Here is an 18,089-nt window from a genome sequence, read left to right on the forward strand (position 1 = left end):
AGCGGCCCGGCAAAGCCGGTTCCGCGGCGTTCCCCGAAAAGACTGATATGAACGCCATCTCGCTCTACGCCAAGCCCTCTGCCGATTTCGACGACAAGCTCGCCGAGAGCGTGGCGCTGCTGCGCGGCGCAGCGACCGAATTCACGCCGATCACGCAGGCCTCCAGCCTCGGCGCCGAGGACATGGTCGTGACCGACCTGCTGCACCGCTTCCAGGTGCCGGCGGGCGTCTTCGTGCTCGAGACCGGCAAGCTGCACGCCGAGACGCTGGACCTGCTGGACCGGCTGCAGGTGCATTACGGCCGCCAGGTCGATGTCTACCGTCCGATCGAGGCGGATGCCGCCGCCTTCGTCGCCGAGAACGGCGAAGAGGCGATGTACCGCAGCCTCGAACTGCGCAAGGCCTGCTGCCACATCCGCAAGATGGAGCCGCTCGAACGCGCGCTGGCCGGCAAGCGCGGCTGGATCACCGGCCTGCGCCGCGAGCAGTCGGGCGCCCGCGCCGAGGTCGAGTTCATCGAGGAACAGGCCGAGCGCGTCAAGGTCAACCCGCTCGCGCGCTGGACCTGGGGCGACGTCTGGCACTACATCTCGCTGCATGAAGTGCCCTACAACCCGCTGCACGACCAGTTCTATCCGAGCATCGGCTGCGCGCCCTGCACGCGGGCCGTGACCCTGGGCGAGGACTTCCGCTCGGGCCGCTGGTGGTGGGAGCAGGAAAGCGCCAAGGAATGCGGCCTGCACGTGGCGGCCGATGGCAGCCACGAAGGCGAGGAGCCCGCGGCCTTCGAACCCTTATCCGCAGTTTCCGCAGTCTCCGCCGTCTCTCCACTGCCGAACCGCGCCATCCCCATCCGTGCCATCCCGAACTGAACCCCGCCTCATGAACGCCCGTACCGAACCCGATCTGCTGCTGCCGACCACGCAGTCGCTCACGCGCCTGTCCAACACGCAGCTCGATGCGCTCGAGGAGGAAACCATCTTCATCCTGCGCGAGGTGGCGGCCTCCTTCGAGCGGCCGACGCTGCTGTTCTCGGGCGGCAAGGATTCGCTGGTGTTGCTCAAGTGCGCCGAGAAGGCCTTCGGCATCGGCCGGATTCCCTATCCGCTGCTGATGATCGACACCGGCCACAACTTCCCCGAAGTGACGGCCTTCCGCGACGCCCGCGCCAGGGAACTCGGCGCCGAGCTGATCGTGCGCAACGTCGAGGACTCGATGAAGCGCGGCACGGTGCGCCTGGCCCATCCGGACGAATCGCGCAATGTGCACCAGTCGGTCACGCTGCTCGAATCCATCGAGGAGTTCCGCTTCGACGCGTTGATCGGCGGCGCCCGCCGCGATGAAGAAAAAGCGCGCGCCAAGGAGCGCATCTTTTCACACCGCGACAGCTTCGGCCAATGGCAGCCGAAGGACCAGCGCCCCGAGTTGTGGACGCTCTTCAACACGCGTCTCGCACCGGGCGAACATTTCCGCGTGTTCCCGATCTCGAACTGGACCGAGCTCGACGTCTGGCAGTACATCGACCGCGAGCGCATCGCCCTGCCCTCGATCTACTACACGCACAAGCGCGAAGTGATCGAACGCCGCGGGCTGCTCGTGCCCGTGACCGCACTCACGCCGCCGCGCGACGGCGAGCAGATCGAAGTGCGCGACGTGCGCTTCCGTACCGTGGGCGACATCACCTGCACCTGCCCCGTGGACAGCCTCGCAGCCGATGCGGCCGACGTGGTGATCGAGACGCTGGCGGCGGACGTCAGCGAACGCGGCGCAACCCGGATGGACGACAAGACTTCCGAAGCCTCGATGGAAAAGCGCAAGAAAGACGGGTACTTCTAGCTCGCCCCCAGGTTGGGCTCACTGCGTGCAGCCCGCCCACCCCCTACCGGGGGCAACACCAGCGGCCCGGCGGAGCCGGTTCCGCGGTGTTTCACGAACAGGACAGCGCATTGCAGAGAATGAATATGAACGCGACGATTTCAACCCTTGAACAGCATGCCGAGACCGGCGCCGCATTGCGCTTCATCACCTGCGGCAGCGTCGACGACGGCAAGAGCACCCTGATCGGCCGCCTGCTGGTCGACAGCAAGACCGTGCTGCAGGACCAGCTGGCCGGCGTCCAGCGCGGCGGCGAAACCGATCTGGCCCTGCTGACCGACGGCCTTTCGGCCGAGCGCGAGCAAGGCATCACGATCGATGTCGCCTATCGCTACTTCTCCACCGCGCATCGCAAGTTCGTGATCGGCGACGCGCCAGGCCATGAGCAGTACACGCGCAACATGGTCACGGCCGCATCCAGCGCCGACGCCGCCGTGGTGCTGGTCGACGCCACCAAGCTGGCCTGGGCCGCCGAGGTCGGCGACGGCGAAGTGGTCAGGCGCGAACTGCTGCCGCAAACCCGCCGCCACACGCTGCTGTGCCATCTGCTGCGCGTGCAGTCGATCGTCTTCGCGGTCAACAAGCTCGATGCGATCGACGACGCCGAACTCGCGTTCGAGCGCATCGCCGCCGCGCTCTCGAATTTCGCCGAAGCCGCCGGCGTGCAAGTGGCCGCCACGGTGCCGATCTCGGCGCTCAAGGGCTGGAACGTGGCCTCGCGCCATCCCGCCTGGGCCGGCTACGAAGGCCCCAGCTTGCTCGAACTGCTCGAGCAATTGCCGGTCACCGCCCAGGACGAGGCCGTCCCCTTCGCCTTCCCGGTGCAGTGGGTCGAGAAGTTCTCCGCCTCGGCCGACACCTCGCGCGGGCGCCGCGTGTTCTGGGGCCGGGTCGCCAGCGGCCATGTCGAGCCCGGACAGCGCGTCACCGTGCTGCCGAGCAACCAGCACGCCACCGTGGCGCAGGTACTGAGCCACACGCGCGATCCGAAGGCCGTGCATGCGGGTCACAGCGCCGGCATCGTGCTGGACCGGGAACTCGACGTCTCGCGCGGCGACTGGCTGCTGGCGCCCGACGCCTTCGAGCCGGTTCGCGAGATCACCGCGACCGTCGCCTGGCTCGACGACGAGCCGCTGGTCGCTGGCCGGGTGTACTGGGCGCTGCAGGGCCACCGCTGGGTCAAGGCCAAGGTGGCGCGCATCGTCGACCGGCTCAACATCACGACCCTCGATGCCGAGCCCACGGAGCGGCTCGAAGCCAATGCCATCGGTGACGTGGTACTGGCACTGCAGCAGCCGCTGGCCGTGCTGCCATTCACGCAATCGCGCACTCTGGGCTCGCTGATCCTCGTGGACACCGCTTCCCATCGGACCTCCGCCGCAGTGCTCGTGCGGCCCACCGCCACAAAGGCCTAAAATTCGGGGTTTCCCCGATCATTCCCCCCGCTTGCCAAGACCATGACCCACGTCGTCTCCGAATCCTGCATCCGCTGCAAATACACCGATTGCGTCGACGTCTGCCCGGTCGACTGCTTCCGTGAAGGGCCGAACATGCTGGTGATCGACCCCGACGAATGCATCGACTGCGCGGTCTGCATCCCCGAGTGCCCGGTCAACGCGATCTACGCCGAGGAAGACCTTCCGGCCGACCAGCTGGCCTTCATCAAGCTCAACGCCGAACTGGCGCTGGCCGACGGCTGGAAGAGCATCACCAAGCGCAAGCCGGCGCTGCCCGACGCGGAAGAGTGGAAGGACAAGACCGGCAAGATCTCGGAGCTGGTGCGCTGAAGCATGCGCCCCCCACGCTTCGCACTGCGTGTCATCGCTGCCCCCCGAGGGTGCCGCAGGCCGCCTAGGGGCGGCTCGGCGCCGGCCTGATGCCTCCGGTCGAAACCGACGCGCTGATCATCGGCGCCGGACCGGTCGGCCTGTTTCAGGCCTTCCAGCTCGGCCTGCTCGAGATCTCCTGCCACATCGTCGATGCCCTGCCGCGTGCCGGCGGCCAATGCGTCGAGCTCTACGGCGACAAGCCGATCTACGACATCCCGGGCACGCCGATGACCACCGGACGCGCACTGGCGGAATCGCTGCTGCAGCAGATCGCACCGTTCAAGCCGCAATTCCATTTCGGCGAGCAGATCGCGACCCTCGCCCGCCAGCATGATGGCCGGCTGCTGCTGGCCACGTCGCGCGGCAGCTCCTTCCTGGCCAAGACGGTCTTCATCGCCGCGGGCGTCGGCGCCTTCGTGCCCAAGCGCATCGCCGTCGAGGGCATCGAGCGACTCGAAGGCACCAGGCTCTTCTACCATCCCGACACCCTCGATCGCTTCGCGGGGCAATCGCTGATCGTCCAGGGCGGCGACGAGGCCGCGCTCGACACCGCGCTCGCGCTCGCGCCCCTGGCGAAGAAGGTCACGCTGCTCCACCGCCGCGACGTCTTCCAGGCCGACGAGCAAACGCTGCGAACACTGCGCGAGCGCATCGCAGCCGGCGCGATCCACCTGCAGATCGGCCAGCCCGTGGGCTTCGATGACACGCAGCTCCAGGTCGCCACGCCGGACGCGCAGACCGTGGCGCTGCCCTTCGACGCCTTGATCGGCTGCCTCGGCATCTCCCCACGCCTCGGACCGGTCGCTGAATGGGGCCTGGCGCTCGAGCGCAAGCAGGTGCCGGTCGACACCGAGAAGTTCGAGACGCGCGAGCGCGGCGTCTTCGCCGTCGGCGACATCAACACCTACCCCGGCAAGAAGAAGCTCATCGTCTGCGGCTTCCATGAGGCCACGCTGGCGGCCTGGGGCGCCACCGCGATCGTCTTTCCCGACAAGGCGATTCCGCTGCAATACACCACCACCAGCACGCGCCTGCACACGCTGCTCGGCGTCGCGCACTGACCTGCGGCTGCCGCCAGCGCTCGCATCCCCCGGTTCTGGTTCTAATTGCTCGCCGCCCCGATACGCAGGTGCTGCGGCGCGACCTGCGTGGTGGCGGTGCCCAGATCAACGGGCTCTTCGTCAGCGAAGAAGTTGTACACCAGTGTTCCGACCGCCACCAGGATCACGGCAACCACACCCCAGCGAAATGCAATGTCACTGGCGTTCTCGCCCATCTCTGCCTGCTCGGATTTCATGGCGATCCTCCATCCTGATGAGGTCGAAGGCGTGAAACTACGCCTGACCGTTGCAAAGATCTGTCGGACAAGAGCGCAGCGCGCTGTCGAGAAAAAAGCGGGCGCGAGGCCACTGCCGTTGCCTGCGCGGCGCTCGGGCGAGGTGCGCGCCGCTCTATCCCGGCGAAGCGGCTGCCGACCGGCGCCATTCAAGACGCAGTCTGATGGGGGAACGCCTACATCAAGACAAATCGAAAACCTATGCGGGCCGCCCTGCGTTGAGGCGATACATCGATTGCTGGGCTTTGCACACCCGCCGGTAGCCCCAGCCATCCCGGCATGGAGAAACTCATGGCTTCTGATGTCATTTCTTCCGACCGCGTGGAAAACACGAAGGTCTACAACGTCACGGGCGACAAGCTCGGCACGATCGACGACCTCATGATCGACAAGGTATCAGGTCAAGTGCGTTATGCCGTCTTGGAGTTCGGCGGTTTCCTGGGAATGGGAGCGGATCGCTATCCCATTCCATGGAGCATCCTCAAGTACGACACATCGAAGGATGGCTACGTGGTTCCGCTTGACAAGGCCCAGCTGGAAGGCGCGCCGCGCTATTCGACAGATGTTGTGCCTGACTACGACGAGATCTACCGGGCGAACGTCGACAAGTACTACGGCTCCTAGCCGCTTTGGGCCTGCGACACGTTGTTGAGAACCCGCCCCGCGCACGCCCGGCGGGTTCTTTTTCGTACGGCGCCACACGGATCCGTCTGACGGTGCGGAGTTCGGAAGGCCTGATTGCCACTGCTGCGTGAACTGCATTCAAAACGCGTCCCCTTCAGAGCCCGCGCAGACGCGGGCTTTTTTTGTCCGGAACTACAATGCGCGCATTCGCTGGGGGTGCTGGCCCGATCACTCGGGCCGGCTGAGATCACACCCTTTGAACCTGTTGTGCCACTGAGTGATTTTGGTGACTTGAGGTAATCCTCGCGCAGGGAAGCTGGTCCGGCGGCCGCCACGTTTCTCGCGCGGCGGTTCTGCTGCCGGCCTCGCCCACCTGCCAAACAATTTGCATGGGAGCAAATGGATGGCAAGAACGAACGACCCGACTGCGCCGCCCGGGGCCAACGAGGCACTGACGCCGCTGCGCGAATCCGGCCGCGTCTTCCAGTGGCACGACCACATGGCGCTGTGGTTCAGCCTCGGCGTGGGTCTGCTGGTGATGCAGATCGGCGCCTACCTGGTTCCGGCGGTCGGCACCCGCGACGCCGTGCTCGCGATCGCGCTGGGCTCCTGCATCGGCGCCGGCCTGCTGGCCTGGACCGCGCGGCTGGGCTGCGAGAGCGGGCTGGCCAGCGCCGGGCTGATGAACGCAACCTACGGCAGCGCCTTCGCGCGCCTGCCGGTGATGCTCAACATCGTGCAGCTGATCGGCTGGACCACCTTCGAAATCGTGATCATGCGCGAAGGCACCCAGGCGATCGGCGGCCAGGCCTTCGGCGGGTCGCTCGGCGGCCCCCTGGGCACGGTGCTCACCACGCTGCTGTGGGGCGCGGTGCTGCTGGCCCTGCTCGCAGGCTCGATGGTCAAGCTGGTGAGGCGATTCGTGAGCCGCTTCGGCCTGCCGCTGGTGGCGCTGTCGCTGGCCTGGCTGACCTGGCAGTTCGCGACCCGGCTTCATGCCAAGGGGCTGGAGGCTTTCTGGTTGCGGCCCGGCGACGGCAGCATGGGCATGTTCGGCGCCCTCGACCTGGTGATCGCGATGCCGGTCTCGTGGCTGCCGCTGGTGGCGGACTACGCGCGTCACGGCAAGCGCAGCACGGGCGGTCTGGGCGGCGCCTTCAACGGCACCTGGATCGGCTACGTGCTGGCCAACATCTGGTGCTATGCGCTCGGCGTGATGGTGGTGAGCGTCGCCGAACCCGGCACCAACCTGGTCGCGGCCCTGCTGCTGGCGCAGGGTGGCCTGGTGGCGCTGGGGCTGATCCTGATCGACGAGCTCGACAACGCCTACGGCGACGTGTACTCAGGCTCGGTTTCGGCCCACAGCCTGCAGCCGCGCTGGAGCGTGCGCCGCTGGGGCCTGCTGCTGGCCTCGATCTGCATCGCCTTCGCACTGGTGCTGCCGATGCACACGCTCGAACCCTTCCTGCTGCTGCTGAGCTCGGTCTTCGTGCCGCTTTACGGCGTGATCCTCGGACGGCTCGGCACCGGCAACGCACCGGTGCCGGTCGGCACGCGCCGCGTGGACCTGCCGGCGGCCGCGATCTGGATTTCCGGCATCGCGATCTACCACGCCTGCGCGGCCTGGGCCCCTCAGTGGGGCTCGGCGCTGCCGACCCTTGCGATCACCTTCGCGCTGGGCTGGATCACGCGCCAGTCGACGGCAGGCGGACGCTCGGCACTGGCGCAAAGCCGTGGTTGAGGGGACCGTGCCCCGCGCCGACTTTCACATCCGCCCCCGCCGCCATGGCGGCGACCACGTAGCCGCGCGCGCGCTCCACCGCCTGCGGCAGCGCGAATCCGAGCGCCAGGTGGGCGGCGATGGCCGACGACAAGGTGCAGCCGGTGCCGTGCAGGTTGCGGCTCCGGATGCGGGTCGAGGCCAGCTGCAGCCGCTCGCCGTCGGCCTCGGCCAGCAGGTCGACCACGTCGTCGCCCGGCAGGTGGCCGCCCTTGAGCAGCACCGCGCGGGCCCCGAGCGCGAGCAGTTCGCTGGCGGCATCGTCGAACGCATCCACACCGTCGATCGCATGGCCGATCAGCAAGGCCGCCTCGTCCAGGTTCGGCGTGACCACCACGGCACGCGGGAACAATTCGCGCACCAGCACCGCCACCGTTTCGGCGGCGATCAGGCGGTCGCCGCTGGTGGCGATCATCACCGGGTCGAGCACCACGTTCGGCAGTTTGTAGTGGTCGATGGCCCAGGCCACCACTTCGACGATCTCGGGCGCATGCAGCATTCCGAGCTTGACCGCGTCGACGCCGATGTCCTCGACCACCGCCTGGATCTGCGCCTTGAGGAACTCCGGCGGCACGCCGTGAATGCCCGACACGCCCAGCGTGTTCTGGGCGGTCAGCGCGGTGATGGCGGTCATCCCGTAGCAACCCAGCGCCGAGAAGGTCTTCAGGTCGGCCTGGATGCCGGCGCCGCCGCCGCTGTCGGAACCGGCGATCGAGAGTACGCGTGCGTAGCGAGAGAATGCAATGGTCATGTTGAAAATTATCGAGCAGGAAGGCTCCTCCCCAGGTTGCCCGCACGTCGTGTCGGGCGCCCACCCCCTACCCGGGGCAGCCCCGGCGGCCCGGCAAAGCGGGTTCCGCGGTGTTCCTGGAACGGGCAGCGAGATGGCGATGCGTGAAGCACTGCCCTTCCGCTCAGCCGCCGTGCTCGGCGCCGGGCTCATGGGGCGCCTGCTCGCGCTGACGCTGGCGCAGGCGGGCTGCGAGGTCGACCTGTTCGAGGCCGGCGGACCGGAGGCCGAAGGCGCGGCCGCGCGGGTCGCCGCCGCCATGCTCGCGCCGCTCGCCGAATCGGCCGTGGCGCCGCCCGCCGTGGTCCGAATGGGGCACTACGCACTCGACCGCTGGCCGGCGTTGATCGCGCCGCTGGCCGCGCCCGTGTTCTTCCAGCGCGAGGGCACTCTGGTGCTGTGGCACCGCCAGGATGCCGCCGAGGCCGCCCGGCTCAAGCGCGTGCTCTCGCACACCGGCGAGCTGGTGCCCGAGCTGCCCGCCATGCAGGTGCTCGACGCTGCCGGCATCGAGGCCGCCGAGCCTTCGCTGGGCCGGCGCTTCGCGCAGGGCCTGCTGCTGCCCGATGAAGGCCAGCTCGACAACCGCGCGCTGCTCGCCTCGTTGCTCGCCACCTTGCAGGCACTGCCGAAGGTGCGCCTGCACTGGCATTCGCCGCGCACCGTCGACGACTTCGCGCCCGGCGGGCCGGGCCAGCCCGATCGCGTGATCGACTGCCGCGGCCTCGGCGCCAAGCCGCAGTGGAATGCCCTGCGCGGCGTGCGCGGCGAAGTCATCCGCGTGCACGCACCCGAAGTGACGCTGAGGCGGCCGACGCGCCTGGTGCATCCGCGCTATCCGCTCTACATCGCGCCCAAGCCCGACCACCTGTTCGTGATCGGCGCGACCGAGATCGAATCGGACGACATGTCGCCGGCCAGCGTGCGCTCCACGCTCGAGCTGCTGAGCGCCGCCTACGCGGTGCACAGCGGCTTCGCCGAAGCGCGCATCGTCGAGATCGCGACCCAATGCCGGCCGACCCTGCCCGACAACCTGCCGGCCGTGCGCCAGCTGCGCCCGAAGGTGATGCAGATCAACGGCCTCTACCGCCACGGCTTCATGATCGCGCCGGCGATCCTCGACGTCGCAATGGAACTGCTCGCGACAGATTGCTCCGCGCTCGCCGGCCGCTTCGGCCTCGCGACCCGCCTCGAATGACATCCATGAACCTCCGGATCAACGACACGCCCTGCACGCTGCCTGCCGACGCGAAGGTGGCGGACGCCCTCGCGCTCATCGACGCCAAGCCGCCGTTCGCGGTGGCCGTCAACCGCCAGTTCGTGCCGCGTTCGAACTACGCCTCGCATGCCCTGCAGGCCGACGACCGCATCGAAGTGATCCGCCCCGTGACGGGCGGCTGAAAGAGAAGACCATGACCCTTGCCTCCGCCAACGACCCGCTCGTCCTCTACGGCCAGAGCTTCCAGAGCCGACTGCTGCTGGGCACCGCGCGCTATCCATCCCCCGACGTGCTCGAGGCAGCCGTCCGGCGCGCGCAGCCCGCGATGCTCACGGCGTCGCTGCGCCGCCAGACCGCGACCCCGAACGGCAGCGGCAGCGACAACGGCTTCTGGGACCTGCTGCGCCGGCTGGGCGTTCCGGTGCTGCCCAACACGGCCGGCTGTCACAGCGTGCAGGAAGCCATTGCCACGGCCCAGATGGCGCGCGAGTTGTTCGACACGCCCTGGATCAAGCTCGAACTGATCGGCGACGACTACACGCTGCAGCCCGACACGCTGAACCTGGTCGACGCCGCATCGCAACTGATCCGCGATGGCTTCCAGGTGCTGCCCTACTGCACCGAGGATCTGGTGCTGTGCCAGCGCCTGGTCGATGTCGGCTGCCAGGCCGTGATGCCCTGGGCCGCCCCGATCGGAACCGGCCGCGGGCCGGTCAATCCGTATGCGTTGCAGGTGCTGCGCGAGCGGCTCGCGGTGCCGCTGCTGGTCGATGCCGGCCTCGGCCTGCCCTCGCATGCCTGCCAGGTGATGGAGTGGGGCTACGACGGCGTGTTGCTCAACACCGCGGTGGCGCTGGCGCAGGACCCGGTCGCAATGGCCGGCGCGTTTGCCGATGCCGTGCAAGCCGGTCGCTGCGCCCATCACGCCGGCGCGATGGCGGCGCAGGATTCGGCCCAGCCGAGCACGCCGGTGCTGGGCACGCCGTTCTGGCATCACGCGTCTTCCCAATGACCCCCATGACCGACTCCCCTTCCATCGCGCGCGCCATCGTTGCGGCGCATGGGTCGCGCTTCGGCGAAGCGCCGAATGCAACCGCATCGTTCTCCTCGGACGACGTGCTCTACCAGGGCGTGAAGCAAGCCTGCGCAACGCTGGGTTTCATCGACATCGACGCCGAGTGCCTGGCACGCGCGTGGCGAGCGCAGACCGATCGCAGCGGCAACTTCGATCCCGAAGCCTGGCCCGAATCGCCAGCCGATTTCGGGATGCGCCCCTTTCCGCCGACGACGCGCGACGATGCGTTTCCGCCCTGCCCGACGAAGCTCGGCCTCTATGCGGTGCTGCCCGATGCGCACTGGGTCGCACGCATGGCGCGCGCCGGCGTGCCGACGGTGCAGTTGCGCTTCAAGTCCGACGATGCAGCAGCCATCGAGCGCGAGGTGGTCGCGGCGGTCGAGGCGGTGCGCGGCACCGGCGCCCTGCTCTTCATCAACGACCATTGGCGCAGCGCGATCGCGGCGCGCGCCTACGGCCTGCATCTCGGACAGGAAGACCTCGATGCGCTGACGCCCGAGGAACTGAAGACGATTCGGGCCTCCGGCCTTCGCCTGGGCGTCAGTACCCACGGCTACGCCGAGATGGTGCGCGCCGATGGTGCCAGCCCGAGCTACATCGCGATGGGCGCGGTGTACCCGACCACGCTCAAGCGGATGGCCACCGCGCCACAAGGCATCGCGCGACTTGCCGCTTACGCGCGCCTCATGCACGGCTATCCGCAGGTCGGCATCGGCGGCGTCGACGAGCAGCGCATGCCCGAGGTGCTGGCGACCGGCGTCGGCTCGGTAGCCGTGGTGCGTGCCCTGGTGGCCGACCCGGAACCCGAAGCGGCGGCGGCCCGTTTGATGGCGCTCTGCAACGGCGCTTGAGCCCCCGCGCGTCACGACCTTCAAAAAAAGTTGGAGAAAAATGTCGATTCGATCGGCGTCGGCCAAAGAGCCCAAAAAAGGACGCTATAATCTGAGGCTTGTTCCTCGATAGCTCAGTTGGTAGAGCGCCGGACTGTTAATCCGTAGGTCCCTGGTTCGAGCCCAGGTCGAGGAGCCACTACACGCCGCAAGGCCACTGGATGCCCCGCTACTCAAAAGGTAGCGGGGCATTTTCATTTGTGGCACCTTATTTGGCAATCGCCAAACATCCAGTGTGATGAGCCTCCGCGAAGAAGGCCGTCCAGCCCCTGGGCTACTTCGGCAGGGCGTGGCGATCAGGGATTTGGATTGACCGATGAATATGACTGACGAAATGCTCGTGGCCGCGATGAAGGAAGCGGTCAAGCAGGGCCTGGTGCCCAAGCACGCGGCCGACGACGAGGCCTACCTGAAGTACTGGCAGGCCGTCGAAGCGGTCGTGCGCGCAACGCTTGAGGCTGCCATCCGTTCCCGGCTGGAGGAAGACTCCGCCACGTAGGCTATGCAGCCGCGCAGGGACAACCAACGCGGCGGTTGATTGGGGTTCTCCACCAGCCCCGTGGACAGCCCTGTGGAAAACTGCATGCGAAACGTCGGGAATCGACTCCAGATGGGGCTTCCAACGCGATGCCTCAAAAACAGGCACTGTGGCGCCCGGACCGATTCGACTCGCGATGAGGTGATAGACCACGTCGTCCTCTCGGGGCCTTGTACGCGGGCTGGCGTCCGCGCACACTTGCGGCAGACCTTAAGGCCTGGAGGACTTGCAAGATGAAGCAGCACCCGGTCGCGGTCGTCGCGGATGGAGCGGGGAGCCATCCCTCTCCGGCGAAGACAAGACCCTGCATCAAGCTGTCGCGCAATGGGCCCTGTCTGGTCACCGTCGACGACCTGACAAACTCGAAGGGGGAGCGGCTCGATGGGTCGCACGGCATCGCGTTGTGTCGTTGCGGCGCGTCGAAGCGGAAGCCGTTTTGTGACAGCTCTCATATCCGCATCGGGTTTTCGGACGAGCGGCGCCCGGACCACACGCCGGATGGCGTCATGGACTACCCAGGCGCCGCCATCGTCGTGAGTTTCAACCGTCTCCAGTGCTCGGCGTCGGAGCGGTGTGCGAAAGCCCTGCCGCTGGTCTTCCGCGAAGGCCGAACGCCCTGGATCCAGCCGGATCAGGCAGACGCGGAGACCCTCATCGAGGTCGTTCGACGCTGCCCATCGGGCGCGCTTCGATACACACGCGATGGCCAACCCGGACCCAATGACGTGAATGCCCCGAGCATTCGTATCGCACGAAACGGCCCCTATGAAGTTCAGGGCTTTGATCTTGACACCGAGGCTTGGAGCGAAGGCGCCTCGCGTGAGCGCTTTACCCTGTGCCGCTGCGGCGGATCGAAGAACAAGCCGTTCTGCGACGGTACGCACCGGAGCATCAAATTTCAGGACGACGACAACTGAATGTGGGACGGCTTGCCATCGTCTGCTGGCGAGCCCGAGCCGGTTTTCCCGCGACGACGACCGCTTGCCTTGGATCCTCTCAGAAGAGGGATGGCTGCGGAGGTTCCTTCCTGACGCGCCCCGCCTTGGCCTTCGGCTCCTTTGGCGGCGGCGGTTCCGCCGTCATGGCCAGACGCTCGGCCGGGTACTGGTTCATGAAATCCATCGAGCGTTGCGCCGGTGCGTCGAGCCACTCTCCGTACTGCGCCTCCGGCAGGATCACGACCATCCGCTTGTCCTGCTGTTCGAGCGGCCGCTTCAGGTCCGGCCGGTGCATGAGCCGGAACAACGCGTGGTGGTCGGCATTGATCGTCAGCATGGTGAAGCTCAACTCCCAGGCATCCGTCTCCGGATTCCGCCACGGCGCCCACAGACCGGCCACGCCGAGCGTCTCGTCGTTGGCCGCGGTGAACCGCGTCGGGATGAAATCACCCGTGCGCCAGTCAGGCTCGTAGATCGCCTCGCACGGCACGATGCAGTGTCGGGCCTTCGCCCAGGCGTTCTTGAAGCTCGCCAGTTCGCGGACGGTCTCGGTGCGTGCGTTGTAGGTTTGAAGGCCGTACTTGGCGTCCTTCGCAAAGCCGGGCAGCAGCCCGAAACGCGCCTCCACCAGCTCGAAATCCGGCACGGCCTCATCGCCCGATCCGCGCTCGGGCGGCCGGCGGATGATCGGCGCCATCTGCGTGGGGTAGATGTGCAGGCCTCCAGGCGGCGGCTCCCAGTCGGGAGGCAGCGTGATCCCGAAGTGTTTTTCGATCTGCTTGCGGCGCTTCTCGGCCTGGTAGTGGCTGCACATCGGCAGATTGTGCTACTCCAGCAGCGGTTCGAGGCCGGGGGCCTTGTCGACCTCGGAGGGCTTGTAGAGTTTGTGCTGCGCCGCGGGTCCAATGGCGTCCGTGACCACCGCAAGGCGCCAGGGATCCCCTCGCTTTGCGCAGGCGCGCTCTTCGCCCGTGAGCTGGAAGCCTGCCATTCCTGCGACAGTGCCCTTCACCGCGAGCTTGAGCAATGTGGCGCCCTTCTTGTCCGACACCTCGATGTCGTAGCCCAGCTTCTGACCGGCGACGTTCTCGGTCTTGTAGCCGTAGCCCGCGAAGTGACGCGTCAGGTAGTCCATCGCGGCCGCCTGCACCTCTTCTCGCGATGCCTGGCCAGATGGGGCTTCGGGCGCCGCGGCCGGAACGCTGCCCCGCGCCCGTGCGGCCAGCATGTCTTCTTCGGTCGGCAGCCACCCGCGCGGGCCGCGGACCAGGACCGCGATCTTCTGCTCGGGATCCCACGTCGCGATGTGCCACTCCTGGTCGTCCGGCACCCGCATCGAAACCTTGGCAGCCTTGTCGGTCTCCAGATCGGAAATTGCGACTCGATTCGTCTGCAGGACGATCCTCAACCCCTGGCCCGCGTCCAGCGAGCGCTTGAGCAATTGGAGCCGGTCCTTGGCCCGCTGGATTTGCAGCGCACTTCGCTCGCCGCCGGCCAGCCGATGTTGCGTATCCAGGGACTCGAGATAGAACCATCGCCCGCCGGCTCCGATGCTCACGAACTCCGCCCACATGGTGGCGATGACGTTGTCGCCCGTTGCCAGCCAGGCGTGTTCGGACGCCTTCTCGCGCGCATCGAACACACCCATCTTGGCAATGATTTCGACGGGTGTGCGCTTCTCGCCCAGCAGGCGCTTTTCGTTGATGACCGCAAGTACCGCGGGGTCGACTTCTTTGTCCATTCGGAAGAATTCAAGTGTGTTGTGACCGCTTCAAGTATGCCGCGAAGCGCAGTGCAACTCTTCAGCAAATCCGCCATGGGGGATTTGGCGAGATCGCCGGAGTTGCTGTATACGGTGAGGCTGCTTTGGCGTACAAATACGCCGCAATCCAAGGAGTCAACATGCCTGCTTGCAGTCGTTCCGTGGCGGTCGCCATCGCCTTCGGCGCCATCGTCGGTGGTTGCGCCAACTACCAGCCCCCGGCGGTATTCGCCGGCTTCGCCTCGCCGCAGGTGTCGCGCACCAGCTGCATCGACGCCGTCTCCCGCGAGTACAAGGTGCCAAAGGCAAGCGTGACGCCGACCAGCGATGCGAGCACCATGAAGGACGGCATCTACGTCGTCACCCTCAGCATCGGAGCCGGACAACCGGCGATCAACTGCACCGTCAACGAGAACGGCAACGTCTCCGACGTGATTCGCGCGCGCTGAGCGCCGCCCGTTGGGCCGGAGACCGGGTCAGTTCGCGATCCTGGCTTCTTCTTGGAAGCCAGGATCGAACGATGGGTTCGACGCGAGAATCGTTCGATGCGACAACTTCTTGCGATTCTCCTGCTCACCCTGCCTCTTGCCATCCACGCCGCGCCGCAGACTTGCCTTGTCGTGGGCGTTTCGGACGGCGACACGCTCAAGGCGCGCTGCGGCCCGGGCGGACGCTACAAGGCGATCAAGGTCAGGCTCAACAGCATCGACGCGCCCGAGCGGCGCCAGCCCTTCGGCGAGCGCGCCAAGCGGGCCATGTCCAGCCTGGTCTACATGCGAGAGGCCGAACTCGACTGCATCGATGTCGATCGCTACGGACGCAGCGTCTGCAAGGTGATGGTGGCGCCCGCCTCGGCGCCGGGCGGGCCCAAGACGCTGGACGCGGGCCTGGCGATGGTCACCCTCGGGATGGCCTGGTGGTACCGGGCCTATGCCCGCGAACAAACGGCCCAGGAGCGCGGACAGTACGAGTTTGCCGAGGCGCAAGCCAGGGCGAAACGTGTCGGGCTCTGGCGCGACGCCGACCCGATGCCGCCGTGGGAATGGCGCCAGGCTGAACGCGGCGATTGACGCACCGAGTCCAACTCAGTGCTCCATGACGCCATCGCGTGACCCGCGACACATGAAACTGGCGCAGCCCAAGTCCAGGAATACCGCGGAACCGGCTTTGCCGGGCCGCTGGTATTGCCCCCTTGAGGGGGCAGCGCCGCAGGCGCTTCGGGGGTGCTTCATCCTAGTCCCGATCGCCGCGGTCATCCCAATCCCGGCGATGGTGATGCCGATGGCGCCAACGCTCGCCCTGTTCGTAGTAGCCCTGCGCAGGTGCTCCGTAGTACACCGGCGCCGGACGGTAGTACACAGGCGGCGGGTTGTAGTACGCGGGAGGCGCCGGCTGATAGTAGATCGGAGCCGGGCGCGAATAGACCGGTGCCGGCTCGTAGTACACGGGGCCAGGCTCGGCGACGCCGACCGACACACCGGGCACGTTGACGCCGACCGACCAGTTGACCTGGGCATTGGCCGACGCGGCAGCGAAAAGTGCACCGGCGGCCACGACACCGGCAGCGGCCCGTTTGAAGAAAGCAGATCGATCGACGTTCAAGGAGATTCCCCAGATGACGAGGGCGAAAATCGCCCCCTGTGCAGCACACAACGTGCGCCACCTCCAAGGGGCCTACGTCCGCACGGTGAAGATGGTTGCCGAACGTGACAACGGCAACCTGCGCAAGCGCCTTGACATCCGGCTCACCGGCTTGCGAACACCGGCACCGGGCAGAATCGGCGCATGAAAAAACGCCAAGCCGCCGCCGTCGCCCTCCTCCTGCTCCTGGCTCTTGCGGCCTACTGGTACTGGTCGCCCTTCCTGGCCGTTCGCCAGTTGCAGCAGGCGGCGCAGCGCGCAGACGCTGAAGCCTTCAATGCGCACGTCGACTATCCGAAGCTGCGCGAAAGCCTCAAGGGCCAGTTCTCCGTCCTGCTCGCGCAGAAGCTGGGTGCGCCCGGTGATGCGGGCAATCCGTTCGCGGCGCTGGGAAGCCTGATCGGGACCGGATTGGTCAATCAGCTGGTGGATGCGATGGTCCGGCCTGAAACGGTCATGGCCGCGATGCAAAACGGGAAGCTGGGCAAGACGCCTTCCGAGCCCTCGGCTGCACCGACGCCTGCCGGCACGCCGGGCCCTGCAGGCGACGCCGCGCCCGAGAAGAAGGAGAAGGCCCGCTGGGTCATCGACCGCCAGGGCGCCAGCCAGATGACGGCCTATGCGGTCGATCCCGCAAAGCCCGACGAACCGAACGCCGATCGGCTGGCCCTGGTGTTCGAGCGCAGCGGCTTCGTCGACTGGAAGCTCACGGACATCCGGATGCCGCCGTCGACCTTCAGGAAGTAGTCCGGCGCACCCCAGGCCGGCGCCAGGCGTCCCCGTGGCGTGCGATCCACACGAAGTGGGGCCGCGTGAGGTCCCTCACGGCAGCGGCACGCCGCGTATCGTGTCGAGCGACTTCTTGATCTGATCGGCCATCTGGCGCTGTAGCGGCGACGGGTCCCGATGACTGAGCAGGTCGATCAGCCAGCCTCCGGCAACCAGGATCGCCAATGCGCCAAGGGTCAAGACCTCTGAGTCCATGCTGTGCTCCTGCAATCGTCAAGGGTCGGACTGTGCGCCAGAAATGCGCGTGCGGGCATCCTCCAAACGGAGGGTGTTGCCATCCGAAAAGGCGTGCGCTCAGGGTTTCGCGCCGAGCCTTTGCAAATCGATGTCCGTCAGCCGGCCCGGCACGGTCACGAGCCGGAGCGCTTCCGCAGGAGCGATCGGACCGTCCTGCGACAGAAAGCGGATCTGGTAGCCGCCGATCTTGACCTCGTCGCCGTTGCGCAGCACGACGGATTCCATCCGCTCGCCGTTCACGTAGGTTCCGTTGTGGCTCTCCAAGTCGCGCAGCGTGAGCGCGTCGCCCACGGCCTCGAACACGGCATGGGAACGGCTCACGAGCGGGTTGTCCAGCACCAGGTCGCAGCTGTCGGCGCGACCGATGACGAAGGGAGTGTTCGTCACGTTGACCTGCCTGGCCGAGCCATTCTTCTGCAGCACGATCAGTCTTGTCATATCCATGTCCTTTGATTGCTCTGAAGGCGGTGCCCCCTTCCGGCCTATGTCGCTTTGGGGGTGCCCTGCCCCCTTCGGAGAGATTGGCGAAAGCGCGGCAGCCGCGTACCGTCAGGATCATGCAACATCCCTTCACGCTCGCTGCCAGGTTTCTGCTGCCGTTCGCGGCGGTCGGCTTCCATCGCAGGTCCCCGGCGCGCAGCATCGCGCCGACACCGCCGCGGCTGGTGCTGCGTGGCCTGTCCCAGCAATGCACCATCCGCTCGCAGGCGGCGCGGGTGATCGCGGTCACGGCGCTGCATTTCGACGCCCGGGACCACTAAGTTCC

General features: G+C 67.0%; 25 protein-coding genes and 1 tRNA gene. 19 read left to right on the top strand and 7 right to left on the bottom strand.

Annotated features, from left to right (window positions below):
* Nucleotides 1-47: 47 nt before the first annotated feature.
* The 5 genes from AC1D2O_RS08970 to AC1D2O_RS08990 all read left to right on the top strand — a co-directional run bounded on the left by AC1D2O_RS08970 (nt 48) and on the right by AC1D2O_RS08990 (nt 4,765).
* Nucleotides 48-872 carry a phosphoadenylyl-sulfate reductase gene (locus tag AC1D2O_RS08970; RefSeq protein ID WP_478091371.1) on the top strand — a complete coding sequence of 275 codons (825 nt, stop codon included), beginning with the start codon at nt 48-50 and terminating at the stop codon, nt 870-872.
* A 10-nt stretch (nt 873-882) separates the two neighbouring features.
* Entirely contained in the window at nt 883-1,836 is a 954-nt protein-coding gene (gene cysD / locus AC1D2O_RS08975) for a sulfate adenylyltransferase subunit CysD (RefSeq protein WP_478091372.1), read from the top strand.
* Between the two features lie 125 nt (nt 1,837-1,961).
* Nucleotides 1,962-3,290, top strand: coding sequence for a sulfate adenylyltransferase subunit 1 (locus AC1D2O_RS08980; protein WP_478091374.1), 1,329 nt, complete (start codon nt 1,962-1,964; stop codon nt 3,288-3,290).
* A 42-nt stretch (nt 3,291-3,332) separates the two neighbouring features.
* Nucleotides 3,333-3,662 (top strand): ferredoxin FdxA, encoded by a 330-nt coding sequence (fdxA, locus tag AC1D2O_RS08985; protein WP_478091376.1) that lies wholly within the window; start codon nt 3,333-3,335, stop codon nt 3,660-3,662.
* A gap of 89 nt (nt 3,663-3,751) precedes the next feature.
* Nucleotides 3,752-4,765, top strand: coding sequence for an NAD(P)/FAD-dependent oxidoreductase (locus tag AC1D2O_RS08990; protein WP_478156753.1), 1,014 nt, complete (start codon nt 3,752-3,754; stop codon nt 4,763-4,765).
* Between the two features lie 41 nt (nt 4,766-4,806).
* Here AC1D2O_RS08990 and AC1D2O_RS08995 read toward each other — a convergent pair whose 3' ends face one another.
* Nucleotides 4,807-5,001 (bottom strand): hypothetical protein, encoded by a 195-nt coding sequence (locus AC1D2O_RS08995; protein ID WP_478091378.1) that lies wholly within the window; start codon nt 4,999-5,001, stop codon nt 4,807-4,809.
* Between the two features lie 330 nt (nt 5,002-5,331).
* On the opposite strand from AC1D2O_RS08995, the gene AC1D2O_RS09000 reads away from it, so the two are divergent.
* Entirely contained in the window at nt 5,332-5,664 is a 333-nt protein-coding gene (locus tag AC1D2O_RS09000) for a PRC-barrel domain-containing protein (protein ID WP_478091380.1), read from the top strand.
* A 403-nt stretch (nt 5,665-6,067) separates the two neighbouring features.
* A complete protein-coding gene (locus AC1D2O_RS09005; protein ID WP_478156755.1) occupies nt 6,068-7,405 on the top strand; it encodes a purine-cytosine permease family protein in 1,338 nt (445 codons plus the stop codon).
* On the opposite strand, the gene thiD is transcribed toward AC1D2O_RS09005, so the two are convergent.
* Complete coding sequence (gene thiD, locus AC1D2O_RS09010) at nt 7,350-8,195, bottom strand: bifunctional hydroxymethylpyrimidine kinase/phosphomethylpyrimidine kinase (RefSeq protein WP_478092597.1); 846 nt, start codon at nt 8,193-8,195, stop codon at nt 7,350-7,352. The genes AC1D2O_RS09005 and thiD overlap by 56 nt on opposite strands.
* A 139-nt stretch (nt 8,196-8,334) precedes the next feature.
* Here thiD and AC1D2O_RS09015 point away from each other — a divergent pair, with 139 nt between their 5' ends.
* The 7 genes from AC1D2O_RS09015 (at nt 8,335) to AC1D2O_RS09045 (ending at nt 12,873) form a co-directional block, all read left to right on the top strand.
* Nucleotides 8,335-9,432 carry an FAD-dependent oxidoreductase gene (locus AC1D2O_RS09015; protein WP_478092598.1) on the top strand — a complete coding sequence of 366 codons (1,098 nt, stop codon included), beginning with the start codon at nt 8,335-8,337 and terminating at the stop codon, nt 9,430-9,432.
* Nucleotides 9,433-9,437: 5 nt separating this feature from the next.
* Complete coding sequence (gene thiS, locus AC1D2O_RS09020; RefSeq protein ID WP_478092599.1) at nt 9,438-9,635, top strand: sulfur carrier protein ThiS; 198 nt, start codon at nt 9,438-9,440, stop codon at nt 9,633-9,635.
* 11 nt (nt 9,636-9,646) lie between these two features.
* Nucleotides 9,647-10,465 carry a thiazole synthase gene (locus AC1D2O_RS09025; protein ID WP_478092600.1) on the top strand — a complete coding sequence of 273 codons (819 nt, stop codon included), beginning with the start codon at nt 9,647-9,649 and terminating at the stop codon, nt 10,463-10,465.
* Nucleotides 10,462-11,379, top strand: a complete 918-nt coding sequence (locus tag AC1D2O_RS09030; RefSeq protein ID WP_478092601.1) for a thiamine phosphate synthase — start codon at nt 10,462-10,464, stop codon at nt 11,377-11,379. The genes AC1D2O_RS09025 and AC1D2O_RS09030 overlap by 4 nt, the downstream gene beginning before the upstream one ends.
* A 102-nt stretch (nt 11,380-11,481) precedes the next feature.
* A tRNA-Asn gene (locus tag AC1D2O_RS09035) sits at nt 11,482-11,557 on the top strand.
* Nucleotides 11,558-11,734: 177 nt separating this feature from the next.
* The gene (locus tag AC1D2O_RS09040; RefSeq protein WP_478092603.1) at nt 11,735-11,917 is read left to right on the top strand and encodes a hypothetical protein; all 183 of its coding nucleotides are present in this window, start codon (nt 11,735-11,737) and stop codon (nt 11,915-11,917) included.
* A 272-nt stretch (nt 11,918-12,189) separates the two neighbouring features.
* Nucleotides 12,190-12,873, top strand: a complete 684-nt coding sequence (locus AC1D2O_RS09045) for a CDGSH iron-sulfur domain-containing protein (RefSeq protein ID WP_478156757.1) — start codon at nt 12,190-12,192, stop codon at nt 12,871-12,873.
* Between the two features lie 79 nt (nt 12,874-12,952).
* Here AC1D2O_RS09045 and AC1D2O_RS09050 read toward each other — a convergent pair whose 3' ends face one another.
* Both AC1D2O_RS09050 and AC1D2O_RS09055 read right to left on the bottom strand, forming a co-directional pair.
* On the bottom strand, nt 12,953-13,708 hold the full coding sequence (locus AC1D2O_RS09050; RefSeq protein ID WP_478091959.1) for an SOS response-associated peptidase: 756 nt from the start codon (nt 13,706-13,708) through the stop codon (nt 12,953-12,955).
* A 12-nt stretch (nt 13,709-13,720) separates the two neighbouring features.
* Entirely contained in the window at nt 13,721-14,635 is a 915-nt protein-coding gene (locus AC1D2O_RS09055; protein ID WP_478091961.1) for a protein NO VEIN domain-containing protein, read from the bottom strand.
* 161 nt (nt 14,636-14,796) lie between these two features.
* Here AC1D2O_RS09055 and AC1D2O_RS09060 point away from each other — a divergent pair, with 161 nt between their 5' ends.
* Both AC1D2O_RS09060 and AC1D2O_RS09065 read left to right on the top strand, forming a co-directional pair.
* Entirely contained in the window at nt 14,797-15,105 is a 309-nt protein-coding gene (locus AC1D2O_RS09060; protein WP_478091963.1) for a hypothetical protein, read from the top strand.
* 96 nt (nt 15,106-15,201) lie between these two features.
* On the top strand, nt 15,202-15,726 hold the full coding sequence (locus AC1D2O_RS09065; protein WP_478091965.1) for a thermonuclease family protein: 525 nt from the start codon (nt 15,202-15,204) through the stop codon (nt 15,724-15,726).
* Between the two features lie 163 nt (nt 15,727-15,889).
* On the opposite strand, the gene AC1D2O_RS09070 is transcribed toward AC1D2O_RS09065, so the two are convergent.
* Nucleotides 15,890-16,258, bottom strand: a complete 369-nt coding sequence (locus tag AC1D2O_RS09070) for a hypothetical protein (protein WP_478091967.1) — start codon at nt 16,256-16,258, stop codon at nt 15,890-15,892.
* A gap of 13 nt (nt 16,259-16,271) precedes the next feature.
* Here AC1D2O_RS09070 and AC1D2O_RS09075 point away from each other — a divergent pair, with 13 nt between their 5' ends.
* Nucleotides 16,272-16,445 (top strand): hypothetical protein, encoded by a 174-nt coding sequence (locus AC1D2O_RS09075; RefSeq protein WP_478091969.1) that lies wholly within the window; start codon nt 16,272-16,274, stop codon nt 16,443-16,445.
* Nucleotides 16,442-17,044 carry a DUF2939 domain-containing protein gene (locus AC1D2O_RS09080; protein ID WP_478091971.1) on the top strand — a complete coding sequence of 201 codons (603 nt, stop codon included), beginning with the start codon at nt 16,442-16,444 and terminating at the stop codon, nt 17,042-17,044. Before AC1D2O_RS09075 ends, AC1D2O_RS09080 begins: the two co-directional genes overlap by 4 nt.
* Nucleotides 17,045-17,119: 75 nt before the next feature.
* Here the strand turns inward: AC1D2O_RS09080 and AC1D2O_RS09085 are convergent, their stop codons facing one another.
* Complete coding sequence (locus AC1D2O_RS09085) at nt 17,120-17,281, bottom strand: hypothetical protein (protein WP_478091973.1); 162 nt, start codon at nt 17,279-17,281, stop codon at nt 17,120-17,122.
* A gap of 99 nt (nt 17,282-17,380) precedes the next feature.
* Nucleotides 17,381-17,761: an FHA domain-containing protein gene (locus AC1D2O_RS09090; protein WP_478091974.1), complete on the bottom strand. Its 381-nt coding sequence runs from the start codon at nt 17,759-17,761 to the stop codon at nt 17,381-17,383.
* 119 nt (nt 17,762-17,880) lie between these two features.
* Between AC1D2O_RS09090 and AC1D2O_RS09095 the strand changes: the two genes are divergently transcribed.
* Nucleotides 17,881-18,084 carry a hypothetical protein gene (locus tag AC1D2O_RS09095; RefSeq protein ID WP_478091976.1) on the top strand — a complete coding sequence of 68 codons (204 nt, stop codon included), beginning with the start codon at nt 17,881-17,883 and terminating at the stop codon, nt 18,082-18,084.
* The last annotated feature ends 5 nt before the right edge of the window (nt 18,085-18,089 follow it).

Source organism: Variovorax sp. P1_G12 (genome assembly GCF_056405555.1).

Bases quoted from the DNA above. Each gene is read 5' to 3' on its own strand.
- AC1D2O_RS09095 (WP_478091976.1), top strand. From the start codon at position 17,881: ATGCAACATCCCTTCACGCTCGCTGCCAGGTTTCTGCTGCCGTTCGCG.
- AC1D2O_RS08990 (WP_478156753.1), top strand. From the start codon at position 3,752: ATGCCTCCGGTCGAAACCGACGCGCTGATCATCGGCGCCGGACCGGTC.
- AC1D2O_RS08995 (WP_478091378.1), bottom strand. From the start codon at position 5,001: ATGAAATCCGAGCAGGCAGAGATGGGCGAGAACGCCAGTGACATTGCA.
- AC1D2O_RS09000 (WP_478091380.1), top strand. From the start codon at position 5,332: ATGGCTTCTGATGTCATTTCTTCCGACCGCGTGGAAAACACGAAGGTC.
- AC1D2O_RS09050 (WP_478091959.1), bottom strand. From the start codon at position 13,708: ATGTGCAGCCACTACCAGGCCGAGAAGCGCCGCAAGCAGATCGAAAAA.
- AC1D2O_RS09085 (WP_478091973.1), bottom strand. From the start codon at position 17,281: ATGGACTCAGAGGTCTTGACCCTTGGCGCATTGGCGATCCTGGTTGCC.
- AC1D2O_RS09060 (WP_478091963.1), top strand. From the start codon at position 14,797: ATGCCTGCTTGCAGTCGTTCCGTGGCGGTCGCCATCGCCTTCGGCGCC.
- AC1D2O_RS09025 (WP_478092600.1), top strand. From the start codon at position 9,647: ATGACCCTTGCCTCCGCCAACGACCCGCTCGTCCTCTACGGCCAGAGC.
- cysD (WP_478091372.1), top strand. From the start codon at position 883: ATGAACGCCCGTACCGAACCCGATCTGCTGCTGCCGACCACGCAGTCG.
- AC1D2O_RS09005 (WP_478156755.1), top strand. From the start codon at position 6,068: ATGGCAAGAACGAACGACCCGACTGCGCCGCCCGGGGCCAACGAGGCA.
- thiD (WP_478092597.1), bottom strand. From the start codon at position 8,195: ATGACCATTGCATTCTCTCGCTACGCACGCGTACTCTCGATCGCCGGT.
- AC1D2O_RS09055 (WP_478091961.1), bottom strand. From the start codon at position 14,635: ATGGACAAAGAAGTCGACCCCGCGGTACTTGCGGTCATCAACGAAAAG.
- AC1D2O_RS08970 (WP_478091371.1), top strand. From the start codon at position 48: ATGAACGCCATCTCGCTCTACGCCAAGCCCTCTGCCGATTTCGACGAC.
- AC1D2O_RS09090 (WP_478091974.1), bottom strand. From the start codon at position 17,761: ATGACAAGACTGATCGTGCTGCAGAAGAATGGCTCGGCCAGGCAGGTC.
- AC1D2O_RS09015 (WP_478092598.1), top strand. From the start codon at position 8,335: ATGCGTGAAGCACTGCCCTTCCGCTCAGCCGCCGTGCTCGGCGCCGGG.
- AC1D2O_RS09080 (WP_478091971.1), top strand. From the start codon at position 16,442: ATGAAAAAACGCCAAGCCGCCGCCGTCGCCCTCCTCCTGCTCCTGGCT.
- AC1D2O_RS09040 (WP_478092603.1), top strand. From the start codon at position 11,735: ATGAATATGACTGACGAAATGCTCGTGGCCGCGATGAAGGAAGCGGTC.
- AC1D2O_RS09065 (WP_478091965.1), top strand. From the start codon at position 15,202: ATGCGACAACTTCTTGCGATTCTCCTGCTCACCCTGCCTCTTGCCATC.
- AC1D2O_RS09030 (WP_478092601.1), top strand. From the start codon at position 10,462: ATGACCCCCATGACCGACTCCCCTTCCATCGCGCGCGCCATCGTTGCG.
- AC1D2O_RS09045 (WP_478156757.1), top strand. From the start codon at position 12,190: ATGAAGCAGCACCCGGTCGCGGTCGTCGCGGATGGAGCGGGGAGCCAT.
- AC1D2O_RS09075 (WP_478091969.1), top strand. From the start codon at position 16,272: ATGACGAGGGCGAAAATCGCCCCCTGTGCAGCACACAACGTGCGCCAC.
- fdxA (WP_478091376.1), top strand. From the start codon at position 3,333: ATGACCCACGTCGTCTCCGAATCCTGCATCCGCTGCAAATACACCGAT.
- thiS (WP_478092599.1), top strand. From the start codon at position 9,438: ATGAACCTCCGGATCAACGACACGCCCTGCACGCTGCCTGCCGACGCG.
- AC1D2O_RS08980 (WP_478091374.1), top strand. From the start codon at position 1,962: ATGAACGCGACGATTTCAACCCTTGAACAGCATGCCGAGACCGGCGCC.